Raw genomic sequence first — 23135 nt, 5'->3', positions numbered from 1 at the left:
ACCTTCTTCCCCCCACGGTCAATTGACCAAGGCGTCACCAGCCCGCTAACGCCTGTGGCCTCGCAACAAGGGAAGGGCCCGCCACCAATGTCGATCAGACCTGCCGCTGATGAATTGTCCCAAGCCCTGGGACTGGTAAGGGTCATCGAAATGGACCCTGCGGGCCGTGCGCGGATCGAATATCTTGCCGGCACGCACATGTGCCACTCGGGTGGGGTGGTGCAGGGCGGTTTTGTCACTGGCTGGGTGGATGCTGCCATGGCGCATGCGGCAATTGCCATGTCTGGCCCAGATGTTGTGCCCATGACCCTGGAGATAAAGGTCAGCTTTTTTGCGCCTACGCGGCCGGGACCAGTATTCGCCGAGGCCTGGGTGGAAAAGCGGGGGCGTTCAAACTGCTTCTTCGAAGGCCGACTGGTTGACGGTGCCGGCAAGATTCTGGCCAAGGCCAGCTCGACACTCACATTGGCCGACCGTGCCAAGGTTGAAGGCGCTGCGCGCGCGCAGATGGCGGGCTCCGGCTCATCCTGACCCGAATGATCCGGGCTTCACAACAGACCCAGAATGGCCAATTCCTGCCGCAATGACTCGGGCATGGCCGCGTCATTCGGTTGGGATGCAGTCAAATCCGGTGGCGCATCCTGTTCATGAAGGTACCGCCAACCCTGATGGGCCCGGCGGGGCCGTGGAACGACAGCAATACAGCGTGGTTCAACCACAATATGGGTCCGGCCGGCCTCAGCATCATCAAAGCGCAGAATTGGGCTGCGAGCCACCAGCTGGTGCCCAATGATCCAGTACAGTGATCCGCCAATCACTTCGTCCGCCTGTTTTGGGCGGTAACGGGTCGTCAGTCGTGCTTCATGGTCAGCAACATGGAGCCGCGACTCGAGCACGGCCAAACTGCTGCAGCCAAAGGCAACTCTGGTGAGATGAAGCGGCATGGCTGCCAACTGGGCGCCACACCCTGTCTGGTCAAGGCCGAAAGGCCAAGATTCCGTTCGTCAGCGGCTTCCCGTGATCCGGGCGATTTCCGTGGCGACGATTCGTTCGACAATGGAAGGAAGATTGGCATCAAGCCACTGCTTCAGCATCGGACGAAGGGCGGCCTCTACCATTGCCTGCACCGTTACATCCCCATTCGCCATGGCCGACGCAGGAGCAACTGTTTCGCGACCGCCTGCCAAAACGGCGGCCAGGGCATCTATCGATTGCCGCGAGGCAGCCGCAGATGTCGGAGAGACCAGATCAGCGCTGTCGAAAGCGGCCGCGCCTGCCTTGTCTTCATTGGTACTGGCAGAAGGCCGCCTTGCCATGTCAACACCACTCATTTCGGTCAGTTCAAGGACATCGTCCTGAGCTTCTTCGCCGTCGCCGGTCAGGTCGTCAGTATCAGATTGTGTGGCATGTGCATGCCGTAACCCACCCGTGGCGCGCGCCGATTCATCCCGGGAAATGACACGTCGGATCGAGGAGAGTATTTCCTCCATCGACGGTTCACGAGACATATCACCCATTGAACTGACTTCCCCGTTGACTGCCCCCACCGCAAGCCAAGCGTGGTTTGGTCGCGGCCTTGTCCCTGTTTGGCACGCTCTGGTCAAGTCTTGACGGCGACGAAATCGATTCTTGCACGGCTTGCAAGCGAGCGAAACCTACTGTGCCAGTTGCGGCGTGTCGGTTTCAGCAACAGTTGCCGTTTGTGCCCCGACACCATTGGTTCGTGTGGCGACCGGTTCAGGGGCGGGATCATCGCTCCAATCACCGATGATGGATCTGACACGCTCGTAATTGGCATCAGGATCATAAAGGGCGCCACCATCCAGACCCAAATCCTCGGCTTCAGCCCTGCCCATGCTGGCCAGAAGCGTGAAGCCGGCGACATAGGCATCGCGTCGAGCCGTTACCAACTGCACTTGAGCGTTCAGCAACTCCTGTTCCGCGTTGAGAATATCGAGAATGGTCCGTGTGCCGACACTATTTTCCGCCCGAACACCTTCGAGGCTCAATCGGCTGGCGCTGACAGCGACAAGACTGGATTCGGCCACGGCATTCGCCGCTTGCCAGCTTGCAAAGGCCGACCGCGTCTGGGCGATGACATTCCGTTCGGTTCCGATCAACCGCTCGAAAGACTGGCTTTCCCGCGCCTGGGCCTGCCTGACCCGCGCTGCCGGGCGGCCGCCCTGAAACAGGGGGATAGAAACATTGAGGCCGGCGCTGGCCGAATGAATGGCAGCCAGATTGGTGCTACCGGGAAAGTCAGTGTATCCGCCCGTCCCCGTCAGTGTAACCCGCGGCAAGCGGGTTCCCCGGGCCGCGCGGACATCATAACCGCTGGCTTCTGCGTCTATCCTCGCCGCTTCCAAATCCGGATTGTCTGCCAGGGCGACTTCGACCGCCGCATCCACAGTGGACGGCAAGCCGGGGAGAGGTGGCGGCGCCGCTAGTTCTCCGGGCGGATTACCTACCAGTCTGACATAGGCTTCGCGGCTGGCAATCAGTCGTGCCTCGGCGGCCTGCAACTGGCTTTGGGCAAGGGCTAGCCTTGCTTCCGACTGCGCCACGTCGGTCCGCGTCAGGTCACCAATGTCAAACCGGTCGCGTGTGGCTTGCAAATTCACGCCGAGAACTTCGACATTGTTACGGTTGAGGGCGACAACCGCCTCGTCACGCAGGACATCCATATAGGCGCCCACCACCTGACTGAACACGCTGGCTTCGGTGCCCCGAAGCAGCGCCTGGCCTGACTCGACCCTGGTCTCGGCTGCCCTGATCGTGTTGCGGATCACGCCACCGGCATAAAGGGGTACTGAAAGATTGGCCTGCGAGGCCAGCGTACGGTCAGGCGTGAATAGTGTGGCGGCACTGTTGTCAAAGGTTTCGCTATAATTGCCGGTCGCCGTTAGGCTCGGCAGGCTTTCCGCTCTGGCAATAGGAACATTCTCGTCGTTGGCCCGCTGCCCAGATCGGGCGGCAGTCAACGTCGGATTGCTCTCATACGCGCGGATCAGCGCATCGCGCAGCGTTTCAGCCCGGACAGGCGATACTGATACCAACAGGGCTGTCCCGGCGAAAAACAGGGAGCGGGGAGAAATGCGCATGGAGTTCCGATCAGAAGGAAAAGCGTTCGGGCGGGGCAAAGCCAGGTAACCGAACACATTCGAGATCAATGAAGGACAGCGGGCGAATCGATGGTGATGCAGAGGCATAAATCGCCCGCCCAAGCCGTGTAACACCCCCGTCATTCATGCCGGTGACGATGGGCGCACCCTCGGCCAGCTGGCCCAGAAGGGCGGCGGGCAATTGCTCGATCGCTCCGTCGATGATCAACGCATCAAAAGGCGCAAGGTCAGGCGCGCCAGCAGACAGTTGCCCTTCGACGAGGGTGACGCCTGCCATGCCGGCGAGAGCGGTCCGCGCCATGTCCATCAAGGCTTTTGATTCCTCTACCGCGGTAACCCGGGCACCGAGCCTTGCGAGAATGGCAGCGGCATAGCCGGTTGCCGCTCCGATCAACAGGACCGAACGACCCGTAACATTGCCGAGTTCGGCGATCAAACGGGCGGTCGTCAAGGCAGGATTGAGGCTGCGGCCACCACCCAATGGCAGGGCGCGATCGCTATAGGCGCCGGCCCGCGACGTCTCTGGGGCATGGGCTTCGCGCGGGGTGGCGACGATCGCCGCAATCAGGGCCGGCGAATTCACTTCATTGGTGCGCAGCTGGCTGTCGACCATCGCACGCCGCAAAGCGGTGCTGTCGGTGGAAACGGCCTGAACGGAAGCGGCGGTCATTGAACGGACTTTCCTGCTTTCGGCACGAACATAGAAGCGGCGCTTCCGTGTTGCAACCATAATACACCACGAGGGTCTGATCGATCTGCCCATACCCACTCATGTGCTTCCATGCAAAGGTCGGATGTGATTACCGGCAGAGCCGGCAGATAGCGGCCCAACCGGCGCACAGACGGTTGCAATGGCCTGCTCTCTGCGCTAGTCGCGCCAATCTCAAACCACTGGTGAGGCCCGATGGCGGAGTGGTGACGCAGAGGACTGCAAATCCTTGCACGCCGGTTCGATTCCGGCTCGGGCCTCCAACCAGTTGCGCGAATTCCCAAAATCGATTCGCTAACGCCAGAAAGGGCGTGGAAGCGGCCCGCATGCGGGCTCGGATAGTGTGCATGCGGCCTCCTTGTCTCCGCGAAGCGGTTAGGAATACCTGACTTTTTCCTGCTCCTGCTGCCCACAGCCGGGATGATCTTGTCATTTCGGCTGTGGGCCAGGGCTTCAAGCGCTGGATGCACGCAACACTTGGTCATGGACGAATGTCGCGCAGGCGAGCATGCCTAGACTGCCCAGCTCACCTTGAGGAAGGCGGACCGACCTAGGCCGGGCAAGCGTTCACCAATCCCGACGTCCGAGCCAGCTATCCTGTTGTAACCTGCCAGGTGATCGACATAGGCCCGGTTGAAGATGTTCTCGATTCCGACATCGAGTCGAAGATTGGGCGTCGGTGACCAACGGGCATGAGCATGGACCAGCAGGTGGCTTGCAGTCGCGGCCTCCCCGTTTGTTGCGGAAGTTTTCCTTTGGGTCGAGACCCATTCGGCTTCGCCAGAAACCGACCAACTGTCGTCAACCCAACTTACTGAAATGCGGCCGTTATCAGGTGCCATTCGATACAGGTTGTCTTTGATGTCCCGTCTCTTGCCCCGCACGTGGCTGAACATTCCATCGAATCGCAAAGGGCCGACAATGTGCGCGCCGAATGCGATATCAAATCCATAGAGGGTCGCGTCGGTATTGGCGAAGCGCAGGGGAGTGCTGTCACCGCTTGCGCTCGCTACCATTTCAACCGGGGTGTTGATGAGGCCGGGCGTGGAGTCATACGGAACGCCTTGAATGAAATTGTCGATGCGCCGATAAAAGACGACCGGACGCGCATAAAAACCATTCGTCGCCCAGTCTGTCCCGATTTCGGCGACCCATGCCGTTTCGGGCTTCAGATTGACGTCTCCGACATAGATGTTTCCATCCGCCAGCCCGCCGCTCGCTTCTGTCGGCAACCAGGAGAATCGTTCGATGAGACTGGGGACGCGTGTCTTGCGGGCCAAAGTCAGACGTGGCGTCCAGTCGTCTTGTTCGGACCACAATCGCAAAGCGATGTCAGCGCTACTGGCAGACCAGCGGCGATCCAACTGACTAAAGCTGCGCGCGAGATTGACTGGCCCGACTGGCACGCCGGGTCCAAAGCGTGGATCGCCAGTGCTCGCGCGATGATTGTCGAGCCTGATGCCTGCTTCTGCTTCTATTGGCCCGAGCGCGGTACGCCACTCGACGAAGGCACCGATCCGCTGGGTCGTTGCGCCATCGAGCGGATGAATGAAGAAGGCGGGCTGCAGGGGATCGTAGAGCATATAGCCCTTGTCGATGATCTCTGCATCGATGCCGATTTGCACATGGCGTGTGGCCGTGCCGAACCTGAGCGCGGCATCTGCCGTCATGGTGTCGGCATATGTATCTGACTGCCGGTGAGCAGCAGTGGCTGGTGCCGGGCGAAGGCTGTAATTGTTCATCCGGTGATCGACAGCGGTATAGCTGGCACGGGCGCGCAGTTCGATGGTCGGCGCAAGGGTGCCGGTAAAGCCCATCTGCACGAAGTCGGTGTGGAAATAGACGATATCCATGGCAAAAGGCGGGTTGCCAGACCGACCGGTATTCTGCCGCCGATATTCGATCGACACTTCGCCGGATCCGACGCGGACGCCGGCGTGAATTCCGTATACCGCCCGGTTGTATGAGGTTGCAGCAATTCGACCGCCGGGAAAGCGGCCATCATCACCCTGCTCGCGGGAGGCTGTCGCCCCGATGCGCAACCAGTCGTTGGATAGCCCGACAAGACCGCCCAGCGCGGTGCCTTGGTCGACCGTGCGATACTGGCTGGCAAGATCGACATGGGGAGCAAGTGGTCCGGCGTCGCCAAATCCGATTTGTTTGAGGACGGCATTGATGCCGCCTCCCAATCCGGGGCCATCGCGAACCGGGGAGATGCCTCGGGCAATCTCGAATCGGTCAAGCAATGGCATTGGGGCATAATGCATCGCCGGGTCCATCGCATTGGGCCCTCCGGTCGCGAATCTTTGGCCATTGATCCTGAGCAAGATGCGCTCGCCGAACAGGCCGCGCATTTGCACTTGGCCGGACAATTGCCCGTTGCTGACCAGATCCATGCCCGGTTGCCGGGCAAGGAAGGCAGCGGCGTCTGGCCCTGACACCAATTCCTCATCTGCTTGTTTCCGGTCGTCGACTGCCGTGAGACGAGGAGCGGTAACAACGATCATTTCCGGAGATGTGGTGTCAAGGTCCCCCGCATAGACGGGGAGAGGCGCGCCAAGTGCTGCCGCGACGGCGAAAAGTGAAATTCTCATGGTGGATCTCGAACAGTGTGCCGTCAGCAACTGGCCCGACTGGTCAGCGCTGAGACATTCAGGGACTCTGGGTGGAGCGGGGCAAGTGCGCCCCGCGGACTGTCAAAGTCTGAGAGGTGGCCCCTGTGATGGCGGCAGTCGGTATCGAAATGTGTCGAGAGCGAGGGTTGATTGGTCCGCCACTAGGCCCAAAGCAGCGATGGGAAGTCCGGGCTGCCTAAAAACCGGGGCCTTTGACGGAAAGGCATGGGCATTCAGCCCGGCGAATGGACATGGCCCGCCATCACCAAGGGCCGATAAAGGCCGCTTGTGCTGTTCCTCTCGGTTCAGGGGCACAACAATATGTGTCAGTGCTTGTGATTGGCCCGAGCAGATCTGTACGGACAAGCCAAGCGACGTCGCCACTGGCATCATGCCTGCGGGAACCATTGCCCGGATGAGCAGGGCGAACGCGAGAAAGGCCAAGGCCAAGCCGCGGTTCTTGGTCAGCTGACGGCGCATGCTTGGCATTCGCGAGTGGCCGGGAACTTTCATGTGGGCTCTGCCATGACCATGCTTGCCCGGTGAACCAGACGCGACCAGAGTTCATTGACCAGCATCAAACGCCAACCATCTGCCACTTTTCAGCTTGAGGGGATTCGGCCAGCCAACGCTGGCCGATTGTCATCAAGAAGCGGTGTCGCTTTGATGCGCGGTGATCAGGCCTGTTCGGCCCATTGGTCGAAAGCCTCCAACGCCTGCGCTGCGTACATGACGCTTGGCCCTGCACCCATGTACATCGCGACTGCCATGGCTTCGGCCACTTCCTCCCGCGATGCACCCTGTTTCACAGCGGCGGCGGAATGGTAAGTGACGCAAGGATCGCAGCGGACCGCGACCGAGATGGCCATAGCGATCAACTCCTTGGTCTTGGTGTCGAGCGCGCCGGGGGCGAGCGCAGCCTTCCCCATCGCCGAAAAGCTGGCCATTGTGTCTGGCGCGCTGCGACGCAGCTCGCCCACTGCTGGGTTCATCTTGCTGGCCATGTCGGGCCAGTCCTTGACATGACTTTTGCTCATGGAGATGCGAGCTCCTCGCCTGGGTTTTGATCGACCGGCAGCGGAAGGCCGCCCGCCCGGCTTGCGCCATTGCAAGGATCAAGCAATATTAGATATCAATGATATTAGCAAGATATAATATATGTGCGGCGTTGGATCATCGGTGCGAATGCCAAAGCCTGCGCTTGATCCGGGGGCGGCCAACGGCCAGTGTCAGTGTCTTGTTACAACTGGCGGGGTCAGCATGGCAAAGTGGGCGATAGTGGCAGCAGCATTGACCCTCTGGCCCCTGACGGCCCAGGATGCGGCCGGGTCCGCGCCGATCACAATGTCACAGACCGAAGAGGCAGCGCCCACGGTTCCTCCTGTTCTTTCAGCCCGGGACCGGGCTGAAACGGCCAATCGCGTCCTGGCGGAGCGGCTTGACACCCTCATCCCTGCCATCATGCGCGAAGAAGGCATAGATTTGTGGCTGCTCGTCGCGCGCGAATATTTTGAGGAGCCGGTGGTCGCATCGATGCTGGATGCCGAAAACATGCATGCGCGGCGGCGGACGATCTTGATCTTTCATGACCCGGGTAATGGTCAGCCGATCGAACGCCTTACGGTCAGCCGCTATGGGCTGGGCGGTCTGTTTGCACCTGCATGGAATCCGGCCGAGCAGCCGGATCAGTGGCAGGCGGTCGCGGACATCATCGCCGCGCGCGATCCTGCCCGAATCGCCATCAACAGCTCCGACCTCTATCAGTTCGCTGACGGCATGACGCTCAGCCAATATGTCCGGCTGAACGCTGTTTTGCCCGCTGAACTGCGTTCGAGGATCGTTAGCGGGGAAAGGCTGGCCATCCGTTGGCTTGAGACGCGCACGCCGGGTGAAATGAACCTGTATCCAACCATCTTGCGCACGGCGCATGCGCTGATTGCCGAGGCCTTTTCGCCGGCAGTCATCACGCCGGGCGTCACCACTGCCGAACAGGTGCAGTGGTGGTATCGGGACCGGCTTCTGCAACTCGGTCTCGATCCCTGGTTCCACCCCTCGGTGGGTATCCAGCGCCAAGGTGTGACCGGCATGCTCGAAGGGGACGAGGTGATCCAGCCCGGCGATCTGCTGTGGACCGATTTCGGTATCACCTATCTCGGGCTGAGCAGCGACACACAGCATCTAGCCTATGTTCTGAAGCCTGGAGAGACTGACGCGCCTGCCGGGCTCAGGCAAGGGTTGGCCAACAGCAACCGGGTGCAGGATATTCTAACGCGGCATTTCGCCACAGGCCGCAGCGGCAATGAAGTGTTGGCACTGGCCAGGGCGGAGGCGCTGGCTGCCGGGCTTGATCCGTCGATCTATTCCCACCCCATCGGGTTGCATGGCCACGGCGCCGGGCCTTCCATCGGTTTCTGGGACAATCAAAACGCTGACCCCAGGGGTGCCGGGCCAGTCCGTCCCAACACCGCCTGGTCCATCGAGCTGACTTCCTATGCCGCAGTGCCCGAATGGGGCGGGCAGCGGGTTGACTTCCGGACCGAGGAGAATGCCTTCTTCGATGGCAACAGCGTGCGCTACATTGATGGTCGCCAGACCCGGTTCACCCTTATAGCAACCGGACGATGACCTGGTTTCCCGCCAGTGCCGCTGTTCAGGCGCCAGCAGCCCAACGCGTCAACAAGGTATGGGCAATGGCCATGGGTGGCGGCACCTTGAACGGTGACTCGGGGTCGCCCGCGAGTGCGGCAAGAACCTGATCCCTGCTCACCCACATCGCATCCTCCAGTTCGGTTGTGTCGAGGGTGATGTCACGATTGGTCGCCACCGCGACACAGCCCACCATCAATGATGACGGAAATGGCCAGGGTTGGCTCGCAATATAGCGGACCGACGATGTCCTGATGCCCGCTTCTTCGAATAACTCGCGGGAAACCGCCTCTTCGAGGGATTCACCCGGTTCGACAAAGCCGGCGAGCGCCGAATAATTGCCCTTGGGGAACATGGGCTGGCGGCCGACCAGCACATCGTCGCCATGTTCAGCAAGCATGATGACTACCGGGTCGGTTCTCGGGAAATGCTCGCCCCCACAGCTGCTGCAACTGCGCTGCCAGCCGCCCTTTGCCGCCCTTGTGGGGGCCCCGCAGTTCGAACAGAATTGGTGCCGGGCATGCCAATCGACGAGACTGCGCGCCGCGCCATAAAGGGCGACCTCTTCCGGGGCCAGAAAAGGCAGGATGCGCATGCAGCTGCGCGATCGTGCGTTGAGACCGGATCCTTGACCGGGCAGCGCGACAAAGCGTGGCTTGCCGTCGAGCTTGCCGAGGAACAAAAGGTCCGCATCAGGTTCCGCTTCGGCCATCGATCCCCATGCCAGCCGCCCCTCGCCATCATCGACGGGATCGATACCTTCCAACCGCAACAGCCGGGCCGACATTGATGCCATGGCTTCGCCCAGCAAGGCGGGGTCATTGCGGGTGGCGTCGCACCGGTCAATGCGAGCGCCGGTGAATCCGGGAATGCTCATGCCCCCACCATAGCGCGCAGATCGGCCAGAAAGACTTCGGCAACCCGCCGCTGGAAGTCATAGGCTTCGGACGGCATGTAATTGGCATAGCCCGCGAAACGCAGTCGACGGCGACTGTTGACCAGGGCGATTGTGCCGGCGGCGCCGCCCCACCCAAAAGTGCCCTCGCCATCGGGCGATGAAGGCAGTGAAACCCGGCCCCCGGCACCAAAACCGGCGCCGTCGGCAAAGGTGCCACGCGTATCGATTCCTTCGGGTAACAGGTTGGACATGGCCAGTCTCGCCGTTTCGGGCGCCAGAACGCGCTCTCCGTCCAGCGTGCCTTCATTCATCAGCATGGCTAGGAAACGGTCATAATCATGCGCCGAACTGACCAGTCCCGCACCGCCAAAGGGAAAGGCCGGTTGGTCGAGATAAATGCTTGTGCTCGCCGGATCGATCGGCAGGAGTATGCCGCCAACCGGCGCATAATTGGTCGACAGCCGCGGAATATTGGTCTGGGGCACCCGAAAACCGGTGCTGGTCATGCCCAGCGGTTCGAAAATCTGCTGTTTCAGATAGGTGTCGAACGGCATTCCGCTGACAACCTCTATCACCCGGCCCAACAGGTCCAGCGAGATCGAATAGCTCCACCTTGTCCCGGGCTGATAGACCAGTGGTGCATCGGCCAGTGCATCGGCAAAGGCCTCCAGGCTCGGCGCGGGGCGACCACGATCAAGTCCCGGGATCGACAGGCGGCTGACCTGGCCGGGCACGATGCCATGCTGTTCATAATAGTCCTTGATCGGGCCCCGCTGGACGATCGAATAGCCAAGGCCAGCGGTATGCGTAAGCAGGTGCCGCATCGTGATTGCCCGCTCGGCAGGGACCGTTTGGTCAATCGGCGCATCGGCGCTGGTCAGCACGCGCATCGTGCGGAAACGCGGCAATAGGTCGTAAAGTGGCTGGTCGAGCGCCAGGCGTCCCTGTTCGATCAATTGCATCACAGCCATGCCGGTTATCGGCTTGGTCATCGAATAGATGCGCCACAGGCTGTTGAGATCAACCTTGGTGTCGCTTTCCATCGCCAGCGTTCCGGCGGCGACGGTTTGCACCGGCCCCTGGCCAAAGGCAAAGGCGGCCAGCGCGCCGGGCAAGCGACGCGAGGACACATAGTCATTGATATAGCTACGCAGCCCGGCAAAGCGTTCGGTAGATTGCCAGAAAGCCCGTGCGGGACTGCTGGTTGCGGCCAGCGCCGCACCGCCCAGTGCCCAGCCGAACATCTGTCTGCGGGTCGCAATGAACGTGGTTTTCCGTTCCAGTTGCGCTGTCTGGCTCATGGTCTCTCCTCCACTGCGATCTCTGCCGCGCGGCGATAGAGCGTCGGCAGGCCTGCCTCGTCAAGTCGCGAGATGGGCCACCATTCGCCTTCCCCTACGGCATCTGAGAATGCTTCACCGCGCACGACCCTCAGATTCAGCTCGAAATGGGTGAAGAGGTGCCGAACCACGCCCAATGTTCCGTCCGGGGCCGGGGGGGTCTCTGCGTGATCCAGCCATTCCCCCCCAGGTAGCGCCCGCATGCCCCCCAGCATGCCCTTTTCGGGCCGTCTGATGAGCCAGACGTCACCATTGCGTTCAATCCAGCGCGCTTCGCCGTGGCGAACGGGTCGCGGCCTTTTTGCCGGTTTGACGGGAATGGACTCTGCCGCGCCGCTACACGCGGCGCGGCATTGCCTGACCAGCGGACAGGTCAGGCAAGCGGGTGCGCGGTTGGTGCAGATGGATGAGCCGAGGTCCATCATGGCCTGGGCAAAATCGCCCGCGGCACCATCTGCGGGCCACAATTCCCTCGCAGCTTGTCCAATGGCCTTGCGTGCACCCGGCAAGGGTTCGTCAATCGCATAGAGGCGCGCGATAACCCGCTCGACATTGGCATCAACCGGCACCGCTGCCTCGCCAAAGGCAATGGCGGCGATGGCGGCCGCTGTATAGTCGCCGATGCCTGGCAATTGGCGCAAAGCCGCTTCGCTGGCCGGGAACATGCCGCCATGTTCGTCAACGACCTGTCTGGCGCAAGCCACGAGGTTGCGCGCCCGGCTGTAGTAACCCAAGCCCGCCCAGGCCGCGAGAATGTCCGCTGATTCTGCAGCCGCAAAGTCGGATAGTGTCGGCCATCGCCGGGTGAACCGCTCAAAATAGGGCGTAACAGCGGCAACGGTTGTTTGCTGCAGCATGACCTCCGACAACCAGACACGATAGGCATCGGGGCGGGCGTTGGTCCCTGGCGGAGCGCGCCAGGGCAGGGACCGGGCATGGGCAGCATACCATCGCAACAACGCCGACCTTAGGGCTGCGATGGATTGGGCGGACTGGCTCTCGACGGGCATGGGGTGGCTATGGCATGGCAGGCAGAATGACGAAAGCGTCTCCTCCTGACAGCGGCCAAAAGGCGCGCAAGGCTTCTCCGGCCAACGTCCGGCCTGACCGTCCCCGCGGCGGGGAGGCCCGGCGTGTTGCTGATCTGGTGCCGGCCATTGGTGAAATGGCCTTTCGCAAATTCGGTTTTGTGCAAAGTTCCATCATTACACGCTGGCCGGAAATCGTCGGAGCCAAGCTGGCGATGGTGACGTCACCCGAATCGCTCCGCTTTCCGCAAGGCAGGAAAGCGGATGGAACTTTGTCGATAACTGTTGGCAGCGCTCATGCCACCGTGGTTCAGCATGTGGTGCCGGACATCATCGAACGGGTGAACCGCTTCTTTGGCTATGCGGCGGTCTCCCGCGTGCGGCTGAACCAGGGTGTGGTCCGGCGCAAGGCGCCGACGGCTCGCCTGCCACTCGTCGAACCCGGTGCAAGTGCTCCGACGGTGCCGGTTTCCCCTACTCTCAATGGGATAGCCGATCCCGAATTGCGCGCTGTGCTGGAAGGGTTGGCGACCAGTCTGGCAAGGCGTGACGCCCTGCCTAAAATCAGCTAAGTCGCCCGTCATTCTCCATCAGGGCTGATGGCCCGCCAGTTACTGGGATGCCCATGTCCGCAAACAGCATCTTTGCCCTGCTTCGTCGCCGCTCGATGCAAGGCGCCATCATGGTGGCCGGGACAACGGCGGCTCTTTCCTTTGGCAGTCAGGCCCTATTGGCACAAGCTGCTCCGGCAGCACCGGCATGGACAGCGATGGTTCGCACCGGGGATCAGGGCAGCCATATCCTCGGCAACCCGTCTGCGCGTGTCCGCCTGGCTGAATATGTCAGTTACACCTGTCCCCACTGTGCACATTTTTCTGCGGAGGCAGGCCGGGTCCTGCGCAGTGACTATGTCGCACGGGGCACCGTCAGTGTGGAGGTGCGCCATGTCGTTCGTGATCCGGTTGACCTGGCGATGGCTGCGGCGACCAATTGCGGTGCGCCGAACCGCTTTTTTTCCCGCCATGAATCCATGATGGGCCAACAAAGCGCTATCCTTGACCGGGTCCGGGCCCTGCCGCAGGCGACCTTGCAACAATGGGGAGCCCTTCCGCTTGCGCAGCGGTTGCGCCGTGTCGCCGACGATAGTGGCGTCACCACATGGATGCGGGGTCGGGGCTTTACTCCCGCTCAAATCAACCAGTGTCTAAGTGACATGACCATGGCACAGCGGCTGATCGATCAGTCGAACCAGGCGGCAACGGTTGGGGTTCAGGGGACGCCCTCCTTCACGCTTAACGGGACGCTGGTTCCGAACGCGTATAGCTGGACGGCCTTGCGCCCTGCGCTCGACGCGGCACTGGCGCGCTGAGCGACTATTGCCTATTCCTTCTCTCACAGTCTTTGTTGACCAAGGATGACATGATGCCCATTGCTACTTCGCTTCGTTCGCTTGCCGTTGCTGGCACAACCGCCTTGGCATTGGCGCTGGCCGCCTGTGGCGGCGGGGACACCACCACATCGGGTGGTGACAGGATTGAACCTGTTGCCGCTCCCGCGGGCAAGAGCTGGTCGCAAGTTGTCGAGGCAACGCCGGATGGTATGCGCATGGGCAACCCGGATGCCCCCTTGCAGCTGATTGAATTCGTCTCGCCGACGTGCAGCCATTGTGCAGACTTTTCCCGCACCGGGTCAGAACCGCTGAAGCGTGAATTTGTCGATTCCGGTCGCGTCAGCTTGGAAATCCGGCCCTTCATGCTCAATGCAATCGACCTGGTGCTGGCCAGCGGTGTGAATTGTGCCGGGCCCGACCGCTATTTCCCGCTGCTCGAAAATCTTTATGCCTCGCAGGAAGAGTTGCAGGCCGGTTTCTCTTCTGCGCCGCAGGATCTGTTGCAACAAGCTTCGGCCCAGCCTGAAGCGGAACGCTTTGCCTTTCTGGCTCAGGGGCTCAAGATCGACACCTTCTTTGCCGCACGCGGCCTGCCGGCGGATCAGCTCAATCGCTGCCTGACCGATGTCGCCAAGGTCAATCACTGGGCCGAATCGACCGAACGCAACAGCAAGGAGTTCGAGATAAGCGGAACGCCCAGCTTTGTGCTCAATGGCGAACTTCTGGCGGGCACTGCCGATTGGCCGAGCTTGCGTCAGCGGTTGCAGGCTGCAGGAGCCCGTTGATCATCTGACGCCGGGGGGCGGGGCGTGGTCCTTGGACTGACTTTCGGGCAGCACCGCTGATGCGGATCAGCCGTTTGCGCCTCACCGGCTTCAAAAGCTTTGTTGAGCCGACCGAACTCAGGATCGAGCCGGGGCTGACCGGTGTCGTTGGCCCCAATGGTTGTGGCAAATCCAACCTGCTTGAGGCGATCCGCTGGGTCATGGGCGAATCGAGTCCGAAATCCATGCGCTCGGGCGGCATGGATGATGTCATCTTTGCCGGGACTGAAACCCGCCCATCGCGGGATTTCGCCGAAGTGGCACTGGTCTGTGATACCGAGGGAGCACCGTTGCCAGGCCTTGTCGCTGCTGGTGACGGGGATGCACTGGAGGTGGTGCGTCGCATTGAACGGGGTGCCGGTTCTGCCTATCGCGCCAACGGGCAGGATGTCCGCGCCCGCGATGTCGCCCTGATCTTTGCCGATGCCGCCACCGGTGCCCACAGTCCGGCGCTGGTCAGCCAGGGCAAGGTGGCCGGGATCATTTCTGCCAAGCCGCAGGAACGGCGCCAATTACTTGAAGAAGCAGCGGGAATCGCCGGTCTGCATGTGCGTCGCAAAGATGCCGAACAGAAATTGCGAGCCACCGAAACCAATCTCGCCCGACTGGCAGACCTTCTCGGCGATATGGAGCAACGTGCCGGAGCTTTGCGGCGTCAGGCACGGGCCGCGGAGCGCTATACCCGCCTGTCCGATCAGATACGTGTGGCCGAGGGACGGATGATCTTCGCCCGGTGGCGTGATGCGGCTGCCGCTGCGGATGCTGCACGGGCCGAATCACAGGCTGCCGAAGCCAGAGTAGAAGCCGCCAGCGCCGACCAGCAAGCCGCATCTGCCGCTCAGGCGGAAGCCATGGCGGCACTCGTCCACCTGCGCGATCAGGCGACCAGTGAGCGTGAGGCCGAGCATGGTGCTGCGACGCGGTTGACGCAGTTGCGGGCCGAGCGGCAGACGCTGGATCGTCGCATTGCCGATCTGGCTGCCGAACAAGCCCGGATTGAACGCGACCGGGAGGCTGAGGATGCCCTGGCCCGTGAAGGGGCGGCCGCAATCGAACGTCTTGAGGACTTGGCGCGCCAGTCGGCCCGGCAAATTGCCTCGCGCGAAAAGGAGCGTCCCGGCCTTGACGCACGCCTGATGGCCGGCGCGGATCGTCTGCGTGACGCCGAGGTGGCGCTTGCCGAGGCGCGGGCCGAAGCCGCCAATGAAAGCGCCGAGCGCCGCATTGCCGAAGCGGCGCACGCCGAATCGGGCCGTCGCCTGGCCAGGATCGAGGCGGAATTGGCGCGACTGGAGCAGGAAGCTAGCGCCGCTGGTGATGGCGATGCGCTGACCGGCGCCGCTCATCAGGCCGGGCGGGATGTGGTTCGCGCACAGGAATCGATCGGATCCTGTGATGCCGCACTGGCAGCCGCTACGGCCGCTCGGGCTGTCGCTGCCGACCGGCACGCCGAGGCCGCCGCTGCGCTTGCCGAGGCAAAGGCCGCTCTCTCGGCGCTTGAAAGCGAAGCTGCCGCCCTCGACCGTTCGCTTCAGGCGTCTGCGGTCAGCGATGACCAAGTGCTTGCCCATCTCCGGGCCGAGCCGGGTTTTGAGGCCGCACTGGCGGCCGCGCTGGGTGAAGACCTCACTGCCCCACTGCTGGCTGATGGGGCGGATATGCAAGGACGCGGCTGGCAAGGTGCGGGTGATCCTCCCGGGGCCGCCGATCCCCACTTGCCTGCCGGGCTGACCGCCTTGTCCGACCATGTCACTGCGCCTCCGGCGCTGGCGCGGCGGCTCGCCCAGATCGGTGTGGCAGATCGCGATGAAGGGCAAGCTTTGCTGGTCGGCCAGCGTCTGGTCACCCGCGATGGTCAGATGCGCCGTTGGGACGGTTTCGTCTCGATCGGTGATGGAGCCGCTACCGCCGAACGATTGGCCCGCAGAAATCGCCGTGACGCCGTCTCCAAACAGCTGCCACATGTTCGCGCAGGGGTGGATCAAATCGCTGCTGCCTTGGCAGAAGAGACACGATCGCTTGCTGCCGCCGACGCAGCGCAGCAGGCCGCGCACCAGGCCTTGGCTACTGCCGAACATGTCGCCCGCGCCGCCCGTCGCGCAGCGGATGCTGCCGACTCGGCGCTGGAACGCTACACAGCCACAGCGGCTCATATCGCCGATCGCACTGATGCCGCGCGGTTTGAACTGGGTGAGGCACGCGCGGCCCATTCAGCTACCGCTGCCACCTTGGCAGCGCTGCCTGATGGTGAGGCCACGGCTGCCCGGCTGCGTGAACGCGATGATCATGCCGCCACCGCGCGCCAGTCGCTCGCTGCCGACCGGGAGGCGTTGGCCCTGCTTGACCGCGACGTCGCCCGTCTGCGAGAGGCTCAAATTGAGGCGCAGGCCGAGGTGCGTGGCTGGAAAGCGCGCGCCGGAGAAGCGGCCCGCCGCATCGCCGCGATGAATGAGCGGCTGAATGACATCGGCACTGAACTCGGCACCCTTCATGGAAAGCCCGAGGCGCTCGACACGGCCATTGCCGAGGCTGCAGCCGCCGTTACCGCGATCGCCGCCCGCGTTGCCGAGTCAGTGGCCGGCGAACGGGCTGCCGGCGAAGCCGCGCGCGTCGCCGATCAGCAGCTTGAAGCGGTGCGCGAGGCACTGGCCGCTGCCAGAGAAGCCCGCGCGGGAGCCATGGCCCGCGCCGAAAACGCCGAGCAACGGCGGATTGAAATGGGTCGGATATCGGGCGAACGTTTTTCCTGCCCGCCACCGCTATTGCCAGAAAAGGCAGGCTTTGATGCAGCAGAGGTTGGCAGCCCTCAGGATGAAAGCCAGGCGCATGAGCGGCTCAACCACGAGCGCGAGCGAATCGGGCCCGTCAACCTTGTCGCCGCCCAGGAACTCGCCGATCTCGAGGTCGAGCAGACCAGCTCTGCTGCCGAGGCAGAGGAATTGCAACTCGCGGTCAATCGCCTGCGCGGGTCAATCGGCCATCTGAACCGCGAGGGGCGGCAGCGGCTGACGGAAGCCTTTGAGCAGGTCGATGGCCATTTTCGCAGCCTTTTCTCAACCCTCTTTGGCGGCGGTCAGGCCCATCTGGCCCTGGTCGATTCGGATGACCCGCTCGAAGCAGGGCTTGAAATCATGGCCCAACCGCCCGGTAAGAAACTGGCGTCGCTCACCCTTTTGTCAGGCGGGGAACAGGCGCTGACCGCGGTCGCCCTCATATTTGCCCTTTTTCTTACCAATCCGGCGCCGATTTGTGTTCTCGATGAAGTCGACGCGCCGCTCGATGACGCCAATGTCGAACGCTTTTGTGACCTGCTGGACCGGATGGTCAGCGAAACAGCGACCCGCTACCTCATCGTCACCCACAATGCCGTGACGATGGCACGCATGCACCGGTTGTTTGGTGTGACGATGGTCGAACGGGGGGTAAGCCGGCTGGTGTCAGTCGATCTTGGCAAGGCCACGGAATTGGTCGCCAACTGACAGGAGCGCGGCGGCGCCCGCTCTCTTGGTTGGCCGCCGCCCAAGCAAAAAGGGGACAGTTGCCCGTCCCCTTCGCATGCTATTCAACCATGTGGTTGTGGGCTTATTCGCCGGTGATGAAGCCCGGCAGACCGCCGTCGCCTTCGCCACCGCCATTGCCACCATCGCGATCGTTGCGTTCACGACGCGGACCGCGATCGCGATCACCGCCACGGTCACCGCCCGGTCGGCGGCGTCCACCACGGTCACCGTCACGGTCGCGACCGCCACGGTCGCCACGAGGGCCACGGTCGCCGCCTTCACGCGGTTCGCGCGGGGGGCGGGTGTCGGGCAGTTCCTCACCGGTTTCCTGATCGACAACGCGCATCGACAGGCGAACCTTGCCGCGCGGGTCGATCTCAAGGACCTTGACCTTCACTTCCTGGCCTTCGGACACGACATCGGTCGGCTTTTCGACGCGCTCGTTGCGCATTTCGGAAACGTGGACGAGACCGTCCTTGCCGCCCATGAAGTTCACGAACGCACCGAAATCAACAATGTTGACGACCTTGCCATTGTAGATTTTGCCGACTTCGGCTTCCTCGACAATGCCCTTGATCCAGTTGATCGCGGCTTCGATCTGGCTGAGGTCGGACGAAGACACCTTGATCAGGCCTTCATCGTCAATGTCGACCTTGGCGCCGGTGGTGGCGACGATCTCGCGGATGACCTTGCCGCCGGTGCCGATGACGTCGCGGATCTTCGACTTGTCGATCTGCAGCGTCTCGATGCGCGGAGCATGGGCCGACAGTTCGGTGCGGGCTTCGCCGAGCGCCTTGGCCATCTCGCCGAGGATATGCTGGCGGCCTTCCTTGGCCTGTTCCAGCGCCTTGCGCATGATTTCTTCGGTGATGCCGGCAATCTTGATGTCCATCTGCATCGTGGTGATGCCTTCAGCGGTGCCAGCCACCTTGAAGTCCATGTCGCCGAGATGGTCTTCGTCACCAAGGATGTCGCTGAGAACCGCGAAATCCTTGCCTTCGAGGATCAGGCCCATGGCGATGCCTGACACCGGACGGGCGATCGGCACACCGGCGTCCATCATGCTGAGGCAGCCACCGCAGACAGTCGCCATCGATGACGATCCGTTAGACTCGGTGATGTCGCTGAGGATACGGATGGTATAGGGGAACTCGTCCTTCGACGGCAGCACCGGGTGCAGCGCACGCCAGGCCAGCTTGCCATGGCCGACTTCACGACGACCCGGCGCGCCGAAACGGCCGACTTCACCGACCGAATAGGGCGGGAAGTTATAGTGCAGCATGAAGTTGGAATAGGACAGGCCGTCGAGGCCGTCGATCATCTGCTCGGCGTCCTTGGTGCCCAGCGTGGTGGTGCAGATCGCCTGCGTTTCACCGCGGGTGAACAGCGCCGAACCATGGGTGCGGGGCAGGAAGCCACAGATCGCCTCGATCGGGCGGATCTGTGTGGTGGTGCGACCGTCAATGCGCTGACCATCCTTCAGGATCGCACCACGGACGATGTCGGCTTCCACCTTCTTCATCGTCTTGATCGCGACCATCTGGGTCTGCGGCGTTTCGTCGGCGAAAGCAGCCTTGGCCTTGTCACGCGCGGCGTTGAGCGCATTCGACCGCGCCGACTTGTCGGTCAGCTTGTAGGCAGCGGCGACGTCAGCGCCGACCAGATCCTTCAGCTTCTTCTTGATGTCGGCGGTATTGTCGGTGAGGTCGATTTCCCACGGATCCTTCGCGGCCTTTTCAGCCAGATCGATGATCGCGCCAATGACCTTGCGGCTTTCGGCATGGGCGAACATCACCGCGCCGAGCATTTCCTCTTCGGTCAGCTCCTTGGCTTCCGATTCGACCATCATCACCGCTTCATCGGTGGCGGCGACGACGAGGTCGAGGCGACCTTCGGCGACTTCGGCCATCGACGGGTTGAGCTGATATTCGCCATCCTTGAAGCCAACACGTGCCGCGCCGATCGGGCCCATGAAGGGGACGCCCGAAATGGTCAGTGCAGCCGACGCGGCGACCATCGCCAGAATGTCGGGCTCGGTCTCGCCATCATAGCTCATCACCTGAGCGATGACGTTGATTTCGTTGTAAAAACCTTCGGGGAACAGCGGGCGGATCGGACGGTCGATCAGGCGCGAAACCAGCGTTTCCTTTTCGGTTGCGCCGCGTTCACGCTTGAAGAAGCCGCCCGGAATGCGGCCGGCTGCGGAGAATTTTTCCTGATAATGGACGGTGAGCGGGAAGAAATCCTGCCCGTCCTTGACCGACTTGGCGGCGGTCACGGCGCACAGCACCACGGTTTCGCCATAGGTGGCGAGAACCGCGCCATTCGCCTGGCGCGCGATGCGCCCGGTTTCGAGGGTCAGCGTCTTGCCGCCCCATTCTATCGAAACAGTTTCAGTCTTGAACATTGTCATATGTGTATCACCCGCTCGCCCTATTACGTGCGGGGCCTCTTCTTGGAGCAGGCAAACCGGCCTGCGGCGGTGCGGGGCTGCTTGGTGCCCCTTGGCCATCCCGCCGTGTGCGGGAGAGCCCCTTTACTGTTAGCGCCCCGGCGAAGGCAGGAGCCCATCTCCCGACAGAGCCGATGGAGATGGCATCAGTTGGATCCCCGCCTTCGCGGGGATGACGCAAATGCAAATCGGCTCCCCAGTGGGGAGCCGAGCATTTACGTCACTTGCGCAGGCCGAGCTTGGCGATGAGCGCCTGATAGCGGGCTACGTCCTTGCGCTTGAGATAGTCGAGCAGCGAGCGACGCTTGTTGACCATCATCAGGAGACCACGACGCGAGTGGTTGTCCTTGTGGTGGGCCTTGAAGTGGTCGGTCAGCTGGTTGATGCGCGTCGTCAGGATCGCGACCTGCACTTCCGGCGAACCGGTGTCGTTAGCGGCGCGGGCGTTGTCCTTGATGACTTCGGCTTTTTTCTCGGTGGTGATCGTCATGTCAGTCTTTCACGGTATCGAGTCTAAAGATTGAACCCGCGTTCGACTGCCAGCACGCCGGCATGGACCGTGACCAGCGCGACCGGCACATCACCGTCCATCGCCAGATAAAGTCCGTCGTCCACGGATTGCCCCGGAAGGGTCCGCCCTTGGCGGATCAACCTTGCCTCGCCGGGTGCGAGAGAGAGAGCCGGGATACCGTCCAGCCCTGCCTCCAATGGCAAGATCACCTCTTCAAGGCTGCGGGCCTTAGCCATATCCGCCAATTTGTCCAGCGAAATCGCCTGATCGAGCCCGAACGGCCCGGCCCGCACCCGCCGCAGCATCGTCACATGCCCCACTGTCCCGCACGTCAGCGCGATGTCGCGGGCCAGACTGCGGATATAGGTGCCCTTGGAGACATGGGCGGTGAGGGTGATCGAATCGAGTGGCGCACCATTCAAATCCGCTCGCGCTGGGCTTGCTGAAGGGCCATCTTTCTCTTTGACGCATAGGGTGTGAATGGTCACCGCCCGCGCCGCCATCGGCACATCCTCGCCAGCACGAGCGCGGTCATAGGCCCGCTGCCCGTCGATCTTTATCGCGGAATAGACCGGTGGCACCTGCTCGATCAGCCCGGTGAAGCGGGGCAGCACCGACTGTACATCGGTGAGTGTCGGGCGCACCTCGCTGGTCGCGACAATCTCCCCCTCGGCATCGAGTCCGCTGGTCTGCGTGCCAAAACCGATGGTGAAGTCATAGACTTTGCTCGCATCAAGCATCCGCCCGGCAAGCTTGGTCGCCTCGCCCAGCGCCACCGGCAGCACGCCGGTCGCCAGCGGGTCGAGGGTGCCGCCATGGCCCACCTTCAACTTGGCATAGCCACCCTCTCGCAGCGCCCGCTTCACCGCGCTCACACCCTGCGTCGAGCCGAGTCCGAGCGGCTTGTCGAGGATCATCCAGCCATGTAGCGCCGGCCCGTCACGCTCACCACCGCTCACGCGCCAGCGGCCCTTTGCGCGGCCCATTCGCTGGCCAACAGGCTGAACACGCCGGTGTCCCGCATCCGCCCCGTCCACGTGACGCGTTCAGAGCGCAACACGCCCTCTTTGGTGCAGCCCAGCTTGAGCACCGCCGCCTGTGATCGCTGGTTGATCTCGTCGACCTTGAATCCCACCCGCACCAGCCCCTGGCCAAAGGCATGGTCGAGCAGCAAAGTCTTGACCCGCCGGTTGAAGCCGGTGCCACGCAGGCGCGGGATGATGTAGCTGTTGCCAATCTCAATCGAATGGCCCGGCGCGCCATGCTCGATCCACGCGGTCATGCCGACAATCTCACCAGCCAGCATGACGACATAGCATCGCCGCGGCCGATCGGGGGACAGCATCAGGTCAAACTGCCGGTCAAACGCTTCGCCGGCATAGCTGAACGGATAAATCTGCCAGATCTCGCCATCGGCATCGCAGGCCGCGCGCAACCCTTCGCGATGCTCTTCGGCGAGCGGCACCAGTTCCAGGTCATCATCGCCCAGTGGCACATAGAGACCATCATCAACCGGCGGCACGGCGCGCCTCCATGAAATGCTTGCGGCACAGCGCGACATAGCGGTCATTGCCGCCGACTTCGGTCTGTGCACCCGCTAGTACTGCCTTGCCACTGCCATCGACACGCAAGTTCATGGTGGCTTTGCGCCCGCATTCGCACACGCCCTTCAGCTCGACCAGCGCGTCGGCAATGCCCAGCAGCGCGGCGGAGCCGGGAAACAGCTCGGCGGCAAAATCGGTGCGCAACCCATAGGTGACGACCGGGATGTTCGCCTCATCGGCCAGTCGCGCCAGCCCCAGCACCTGTGCCCGGGAGAGGAATTGCGCCTCGTCGACCAGCACGCAGGCGAGCGGCCGCCGCGCATGTTCCTCCAACACCTCGGCATGGATGTCGGTTTCGGGCGTGAACTTGTGCGCCTCGGCCTTAAGTCCGATGCGGCTAGTGATCGCGCCGACCTCATACCGGTCGTCGAGCGCGGCAGTCCACAGCATCGTTTCCATGCCGCGTTCGCGATAGTTGAAATCCGCCTGCAACAGCGTTGTCGATTTGCCGGCGTTCATGCTGGCGTAATAGAAATAAAGCTTGGCCATGCGCGGT

Annotated in this window: 20 protein-coding genes and 1 tRNA gene; 7 read left to right on the top strand and 14 right to left on the bottom strand. The window is 62.4% G+C overall.

Annotation, left to right across the window (positions count from 1 at the left end):
- Window positions 1-87: 87 nt before the first annotated feature.
- Window positions 88-531: a PaaI family thioesterase gene (locus tag GV829_RS04465; protein WP_169944232.1), complete on the top strand. Its 444-nt coding sequence runs from the start codon at window positions 88-90 to the stop codon at window positions 529-531.
- Window positions 532-548: 17 nt separating this feature from the next.
- Here GV829_RS04465 and GV829_RS04460 read toward each other — a convergent pair whose 3' ends face one another.
- The 4 genes from GV829_RS04460 to GV829_RS04445 all read right to left on the bottom strand — a co-directional run bounded on the left by GV829_RS04460 (window position 549) and on the right by GV829_RS04445 (window position 3792).
- Complete coding sequence (locus GV829_RS04460) at window positions 549-944, bottom strand: DUF1489 family protein (RefSeq protein ID WP_169944228.1); 396 nt, start codon at window positions 942-944, stop codon at window positions 549-551.
- Window positions 945-1004: 60 nt separating this feature from the next.
- Window positions 1005-1517, bottom strand: a complete 513-nt coding sequence (locus GV829_RS14350) for a DUF2497 domain-containing protein (protein WP_169944225.1) — start codon at window positions 1515-1517, stop codon at window positions 1005-1007.
- A 138-nt stretch (window positions 1518-1655) separates the two neighbouring features.
- On the bottom strand, window positions 1656-3101 hold the full coding sequence (locus GV829_RS04450; protein WP_169944222.1) for a TolC family outer membrane protein: 1446 nt from the start codon (window positions 3099-3101) through the stop codon (window positions 1656-1658).
- A gap of 10 nt (window positions 3102-3111) precedes the next feature.
- On the bottom strand, window positions 3112-3792 hold the full coding sequence (locus tag GV829_RS04445) for a protein-L-isoaspartate O-methyltransferase family protein (protein ID WP_169944219.1): 681 nt from the start codon (window positions 3790-3792) through the stop codon (window positions 3112-3114).
- Between the two features lie 228 nt (window positions 3793-4020).
- On the opposite strand from GV829_RS04445, the gene GV829_RS04440 reads away from it, so the two are divergent.
- Window positions 4021-4094 (top strand) — tRNA-Cys (locus GV829_RS04440).
- 249 nt (window positions 4095-4343) lie between these two features.
- Here GV829_RS04440 and GV829_RS04435 read toward each other — a convergent pair.
- Entirely contained in the window at window positions 4344-6425 is a 2082-nt protein-coding gene (locus tag GV829_RS04435; RefSeq protein ID WP_169944215.1) for a TonB-dependent receptor, read from the bottom strand.
- Between the two features lie 698 nt (window positions 6426-7123).
- Window positions 7124-7483: a carboxymuconolactone decarboxylase family protein gene (locus tag GV829_RS04430; protein WP_169944211.1), complete on the bottom strand. Its 360-nt coding sequence runs from the start codon at window positions 7481-7483 to the stop codon at window positions 7124-7126.
- 223 nt (window positions 7484-7706) lie between these two features.
- Here GV829_RS04430 and GV829_RS04425 point away from each other — a divergent pair, with 223 nt between their 5' ends.
- Window positions 7707-9071, top strand: coding sequence for a M24 family metallopeptidase (locus GV829_RS04425; RefSeq protein WP_246203042.1), 1365 nt, complete (start codon window positions 7707-7709; stop codon window positions 9069-9071).
- A gap of 25 nt (window positions 9072-9096) precedes the next feature.
- Here GV829_RS04425 and nudC read toward each other — a convergent pair whose 3' ends face one another.
- From nudC to GV829_RS04410, 3 genes are read right to left on the bottom strand one after another with little or no spacing between them, the layout of a single operon-like run.
- Complete coding sequence (nudC, locus tag GV829_RS04420; RefSeq protein WP_169944209.1) at window positions 9097-9969, bottom strand: NAD(+) diphosphatase; 873 nt, start codon at window positions 9967-9969, stop codon at window positions 9097-9099.
- Entirely contained in the window at window positions 9966-11291 is a 1326-nt protein-coding gene (locus GV829_RS04415) for a serine hydrolase domain-containing protein (protein ID WP_169944206.1), read from the bottom strand. Before GV829_RS04415 ends, nudC begins: the two co-directional genes overlap by 4 nt.
- The gene (locus GV829_RS04410) at window positions 11288-12340 is read right to left on the bottom strand and encodes an A/G-specific adenine glycosylase (protein WP_169944203.1); all 1053 of its coding nucleotides are present in this window, start codon (window positions 12338-12340) and stop codon (window positions 11288-11290) included. The genes GV829_RS04415 and GV829_RS04410 overlap by 4 nt, the downstream gene beginning before the upstream one ends.
- Window positions 12341-12366: 26 nt before the next feature.
- Between GV829_RS04410 and GV829_RS04405 the strand changes: the two genes are divergently transcribed.
- From GV829_RS04405 to smc, 4 genes are read left to right on the top strand one after another with little or no spacing between them, the layout of a single operon-like run.
- Complete coding sequence (locus GV829_RS04405; protein WP_169944201.1) at window positions 12367-12930, top strand: DUF721 domain-containing protein; 564 nt, start codon at window positions 12367-12369, stop codon at window positions 12928-12930.
- Window positions 12931-12983: 53 nt separating this feature from the next.
- The gene (locus GV829_RS04400; RefSeq protein WP_169944199.1) at window positions 12984-13727 is read left to right on the top strand and encodes a DsbA family protein; all 744 of its coding nucleotides are present in this window, start codon (window positions 12984-12986) and stop codon (window positions 13725-13727) included.
- 50 nt (window positions 13728-13777) lie between these two features.
- Window positions 13778-14533 carry a thioredoxin domain-containing protein gene (locus GV829_RS04395; protein WP_169944197.1) on the top strand — a complete coding sequence of 252 codons (756 nt, stop codon included), beginning with the start codon at window positions 13778-13780 and terminating at the stop codon, window positions 14531-14533.
- Between the two features lie 59 nt (window positions 14534-14592).
- On the top strand, window positions 14593-18051 hold the full coding sequence (gene smc / locus GV829_RS04390; RefSeq protein ID WP_169944195.1) for a chromosome segregation protein SMC: 3459 nt from the start codon (window positions 14593-14595) through the stop codon (window positions 18049-18051).
- A gap of 103 nt (window positions 18052-18154) precedes the next feature.
- On the opposite strand, the gene pnp is transcribed toward smc, so the two are convergent.
- From pnp to GV829_RS04365, 5 genes are all read right to left on the bottom strand, one after another.
- A complete protein-coding gene (gene pnp, locus GV829_RS04385; protein ID WP_169947957.1) occupies window positions 18155-20479 on the bottom strand; it encodes a polyribonucleotide nucleotidyltransferase in 2325 nt (774 codons plus the stop codon).
- 265 nt (window positions 20480-20744) lie between these two features.
- Complete coding sequence (rpsO, locus tag GV829_RS04380; protein WP_169944192.1) at window positions 20745-21014, bottom strand: 30S ribosomal protein S15; 270 nt, start codon at window positions 21012-21014, stop codon at window positions 20745-20747.
- Between the two features lie 23 nt (window positions 21015-21037).
- Window positions 21038-22021: a tRNA pseudouridine(55) synthase TruB gene (gene truB / locus GV829_RS04375; RefSeq protein WP_169944190.1), complete on the bottom strand. Its 984-nt coding sequence runs from the start codon at window positions 22019-22021 to the stop codon at window positions 21038-21040.
- Entirely contained in the window at window positions 21991-22557 is a 567-nt protein-coding gene (locus tag GV829_RS04370; protein ID WP_246203040.1) for a GNAT family N-acetyltransferase, read from the bottom strand. Before GV829_RS04370 ends, truB begins: the two co-directional genes overlap by 31 nt.
- The gene (locus GV829_RS04365; protein WP_169944188.1) at window positions 22544-23128 is read right to left on the bottom strand and encodes a thymidine kinase; all 585 of its coding nucleotides are present in this window, start codon (window positions 23126-23128) and stop codon (window positions 22544-22546) included. The genes GV829_RS04370 and GV829_RS04365 overlap by 14 nt, the downstream gene beginning before the upstream one ends.
- Window positions 23129-23135 lie beyond the last annotated feature (7 nt).

It is taken from the genome of Sphingomonas lacunae, from assembly GCF_012979535.1.
Classification (GTDB): domain Bacteria; phylum Pseudomonadota; class Alphaproteobacteria; order Sphingomonadales; family Sphingomonadaceae; genus Sphingopyxis; species Sphingopyxis lacunae.
The sequence above is the reverse complement of the archived record's forward strand: the minus strand, read 5'-3'. Positions and strand labels throughout refer to the sequence as shown.

Excerpts from the sequence above, each read along its gene's own strand:
- GV829_RS04465 (WP_169944232.1), top strand. The coding sequence starts at position 88 with ATGTCGATCAGACCTGCCGCTGATGAATTGTCCCAAGCCCTGGGACTG.
- GV829_RS04460 (WP_169944228.1), bottom strand. The coding sequence starts at position 944 with ATGCCGCTTCATCTCACCAGAGTTGCCTTTGGCTGCAGCAGTTTGGCC.
- GV829_RS14350 (WP_169944225.1), bottom strand. The coding sequence starts at position 1,517 with ATGGGTGATATGTCTCGTGAACCGTCGATGGAGGAAATACTCTCCTCG.
- GV829_RS04450 (WP_169944222.1), bottom strand. The coding sequence starts at position 3,101 with ATGCGCATTTCTCCCCGCTCCCTGTTTTTCGCCGGGACAGCCCTGTTG.
- GV829_RS04445 (WP_169944219.1), bottom strand. The coding sequence starts at position 3,792 with ATGACCGCCGCTTCCGTTCAGGCCGTTTCCACCGACAGCACCGCTTTG.
- GV829_RS04435 (WP_169944215.1), bottom strand. The coding sequence starts at position 6,425 with ATGAGAATTTCACTTTTCGCCGTCGCGGCAGCACTTGGCGCGCCTCTC.
- GV829_RS04430 (WP_169944211.1), bottom strand. The coding sequence starts at position 7,483 with ATGAGCAAAAGTCATGTCAAGGACTGGCCCGACATGGCCAGCAAGATG.
- GV829_RS04425 (WP_246203042.1), top strand. The coding sequence starts at position 7,707 with ATGGCAAAGTGGGCGATAGTGGCAGCAGCATTGACCCTCTGGCCCCTG.
- nudC (WP_169944209.1), bottom strand. The coding sequence starts at position 9,969 with ATGAGCATTCCCGGATTCACCGGCGCTCGCATTGACCGGTGCGACGCC.
- GV829_RS04415 (WP_169944206.1), bottom strand. The coding sequence starts at position 11,291 with ATGAGCCAGACAGCGCAACTGGAACGGAAAACCACGTTCATTGCGACC.
- GV829_RS04410 (WP_169944203.1), bottom strand. The coding sequence starts at position 12,340 with ATGCCCGTCGAGAGCCAGTCCGCCCAATCCATCGCAGCCCTAAGGTCG.
- GV829_RS04405 (WP_169944201.1), top strand. The coding sequence starts at position 12,367 with ATGACGAAAGCGTCTCCTCCTGACAGCGGCCAAAAGGCGCGCAAGGCT.
- GV829_RS04400 (WP_169944199.1), top strand. The coding sequence starts at position 12,984 with ATGTCCGCAAACAGCATCTTTGCCCTGCTTCGTCGCCGCTCGATGCAA.
- GV829_RS04395 (WP_169944197.1), top strand. The coding sequence starts at position 13,778 with ATGATGCCCATTGCTACTTCGCTTCGTTCGCTTGCCGTTGCTGGCACA.
- smc (WP_169944195.1), top strand. The coding sequence starts at position 14,593 with ATGCGGATCAGCCGTTTGCGCCTCACCGGCTTCAAAAGCTTTGTTGAG.
- pnp (WP_169947957.1), bottom strand. The coding sequence starts at position 20,479 with ATGTTCAAGACTGAAACTGTTTCGATAGAATGGGGCGGCAAGACGCTG.
- rpsO (WP_169944192.1), bottom strand. The coding sequence starts at position 21,014 with ATGACGATCACCACCGAGAAAAAAGCCGAAGTCATCAAGGACAACGCC.
- truB (WP_169944190.1), bottom strand. The coding sequence starts at position 22,021 with ATGGGCCGCGCAAAGGGCCGCTGGCGCGTGAGCGGTGGTGAGCGTGAC.
- GV829_RS04365 (WP_169944188.1), bottom strand. The coding sequence starts at position 23,128 with ATGGCCAAGCTTTATTTCTATTACGCCAGCATGAACGCCGGCAAATCG.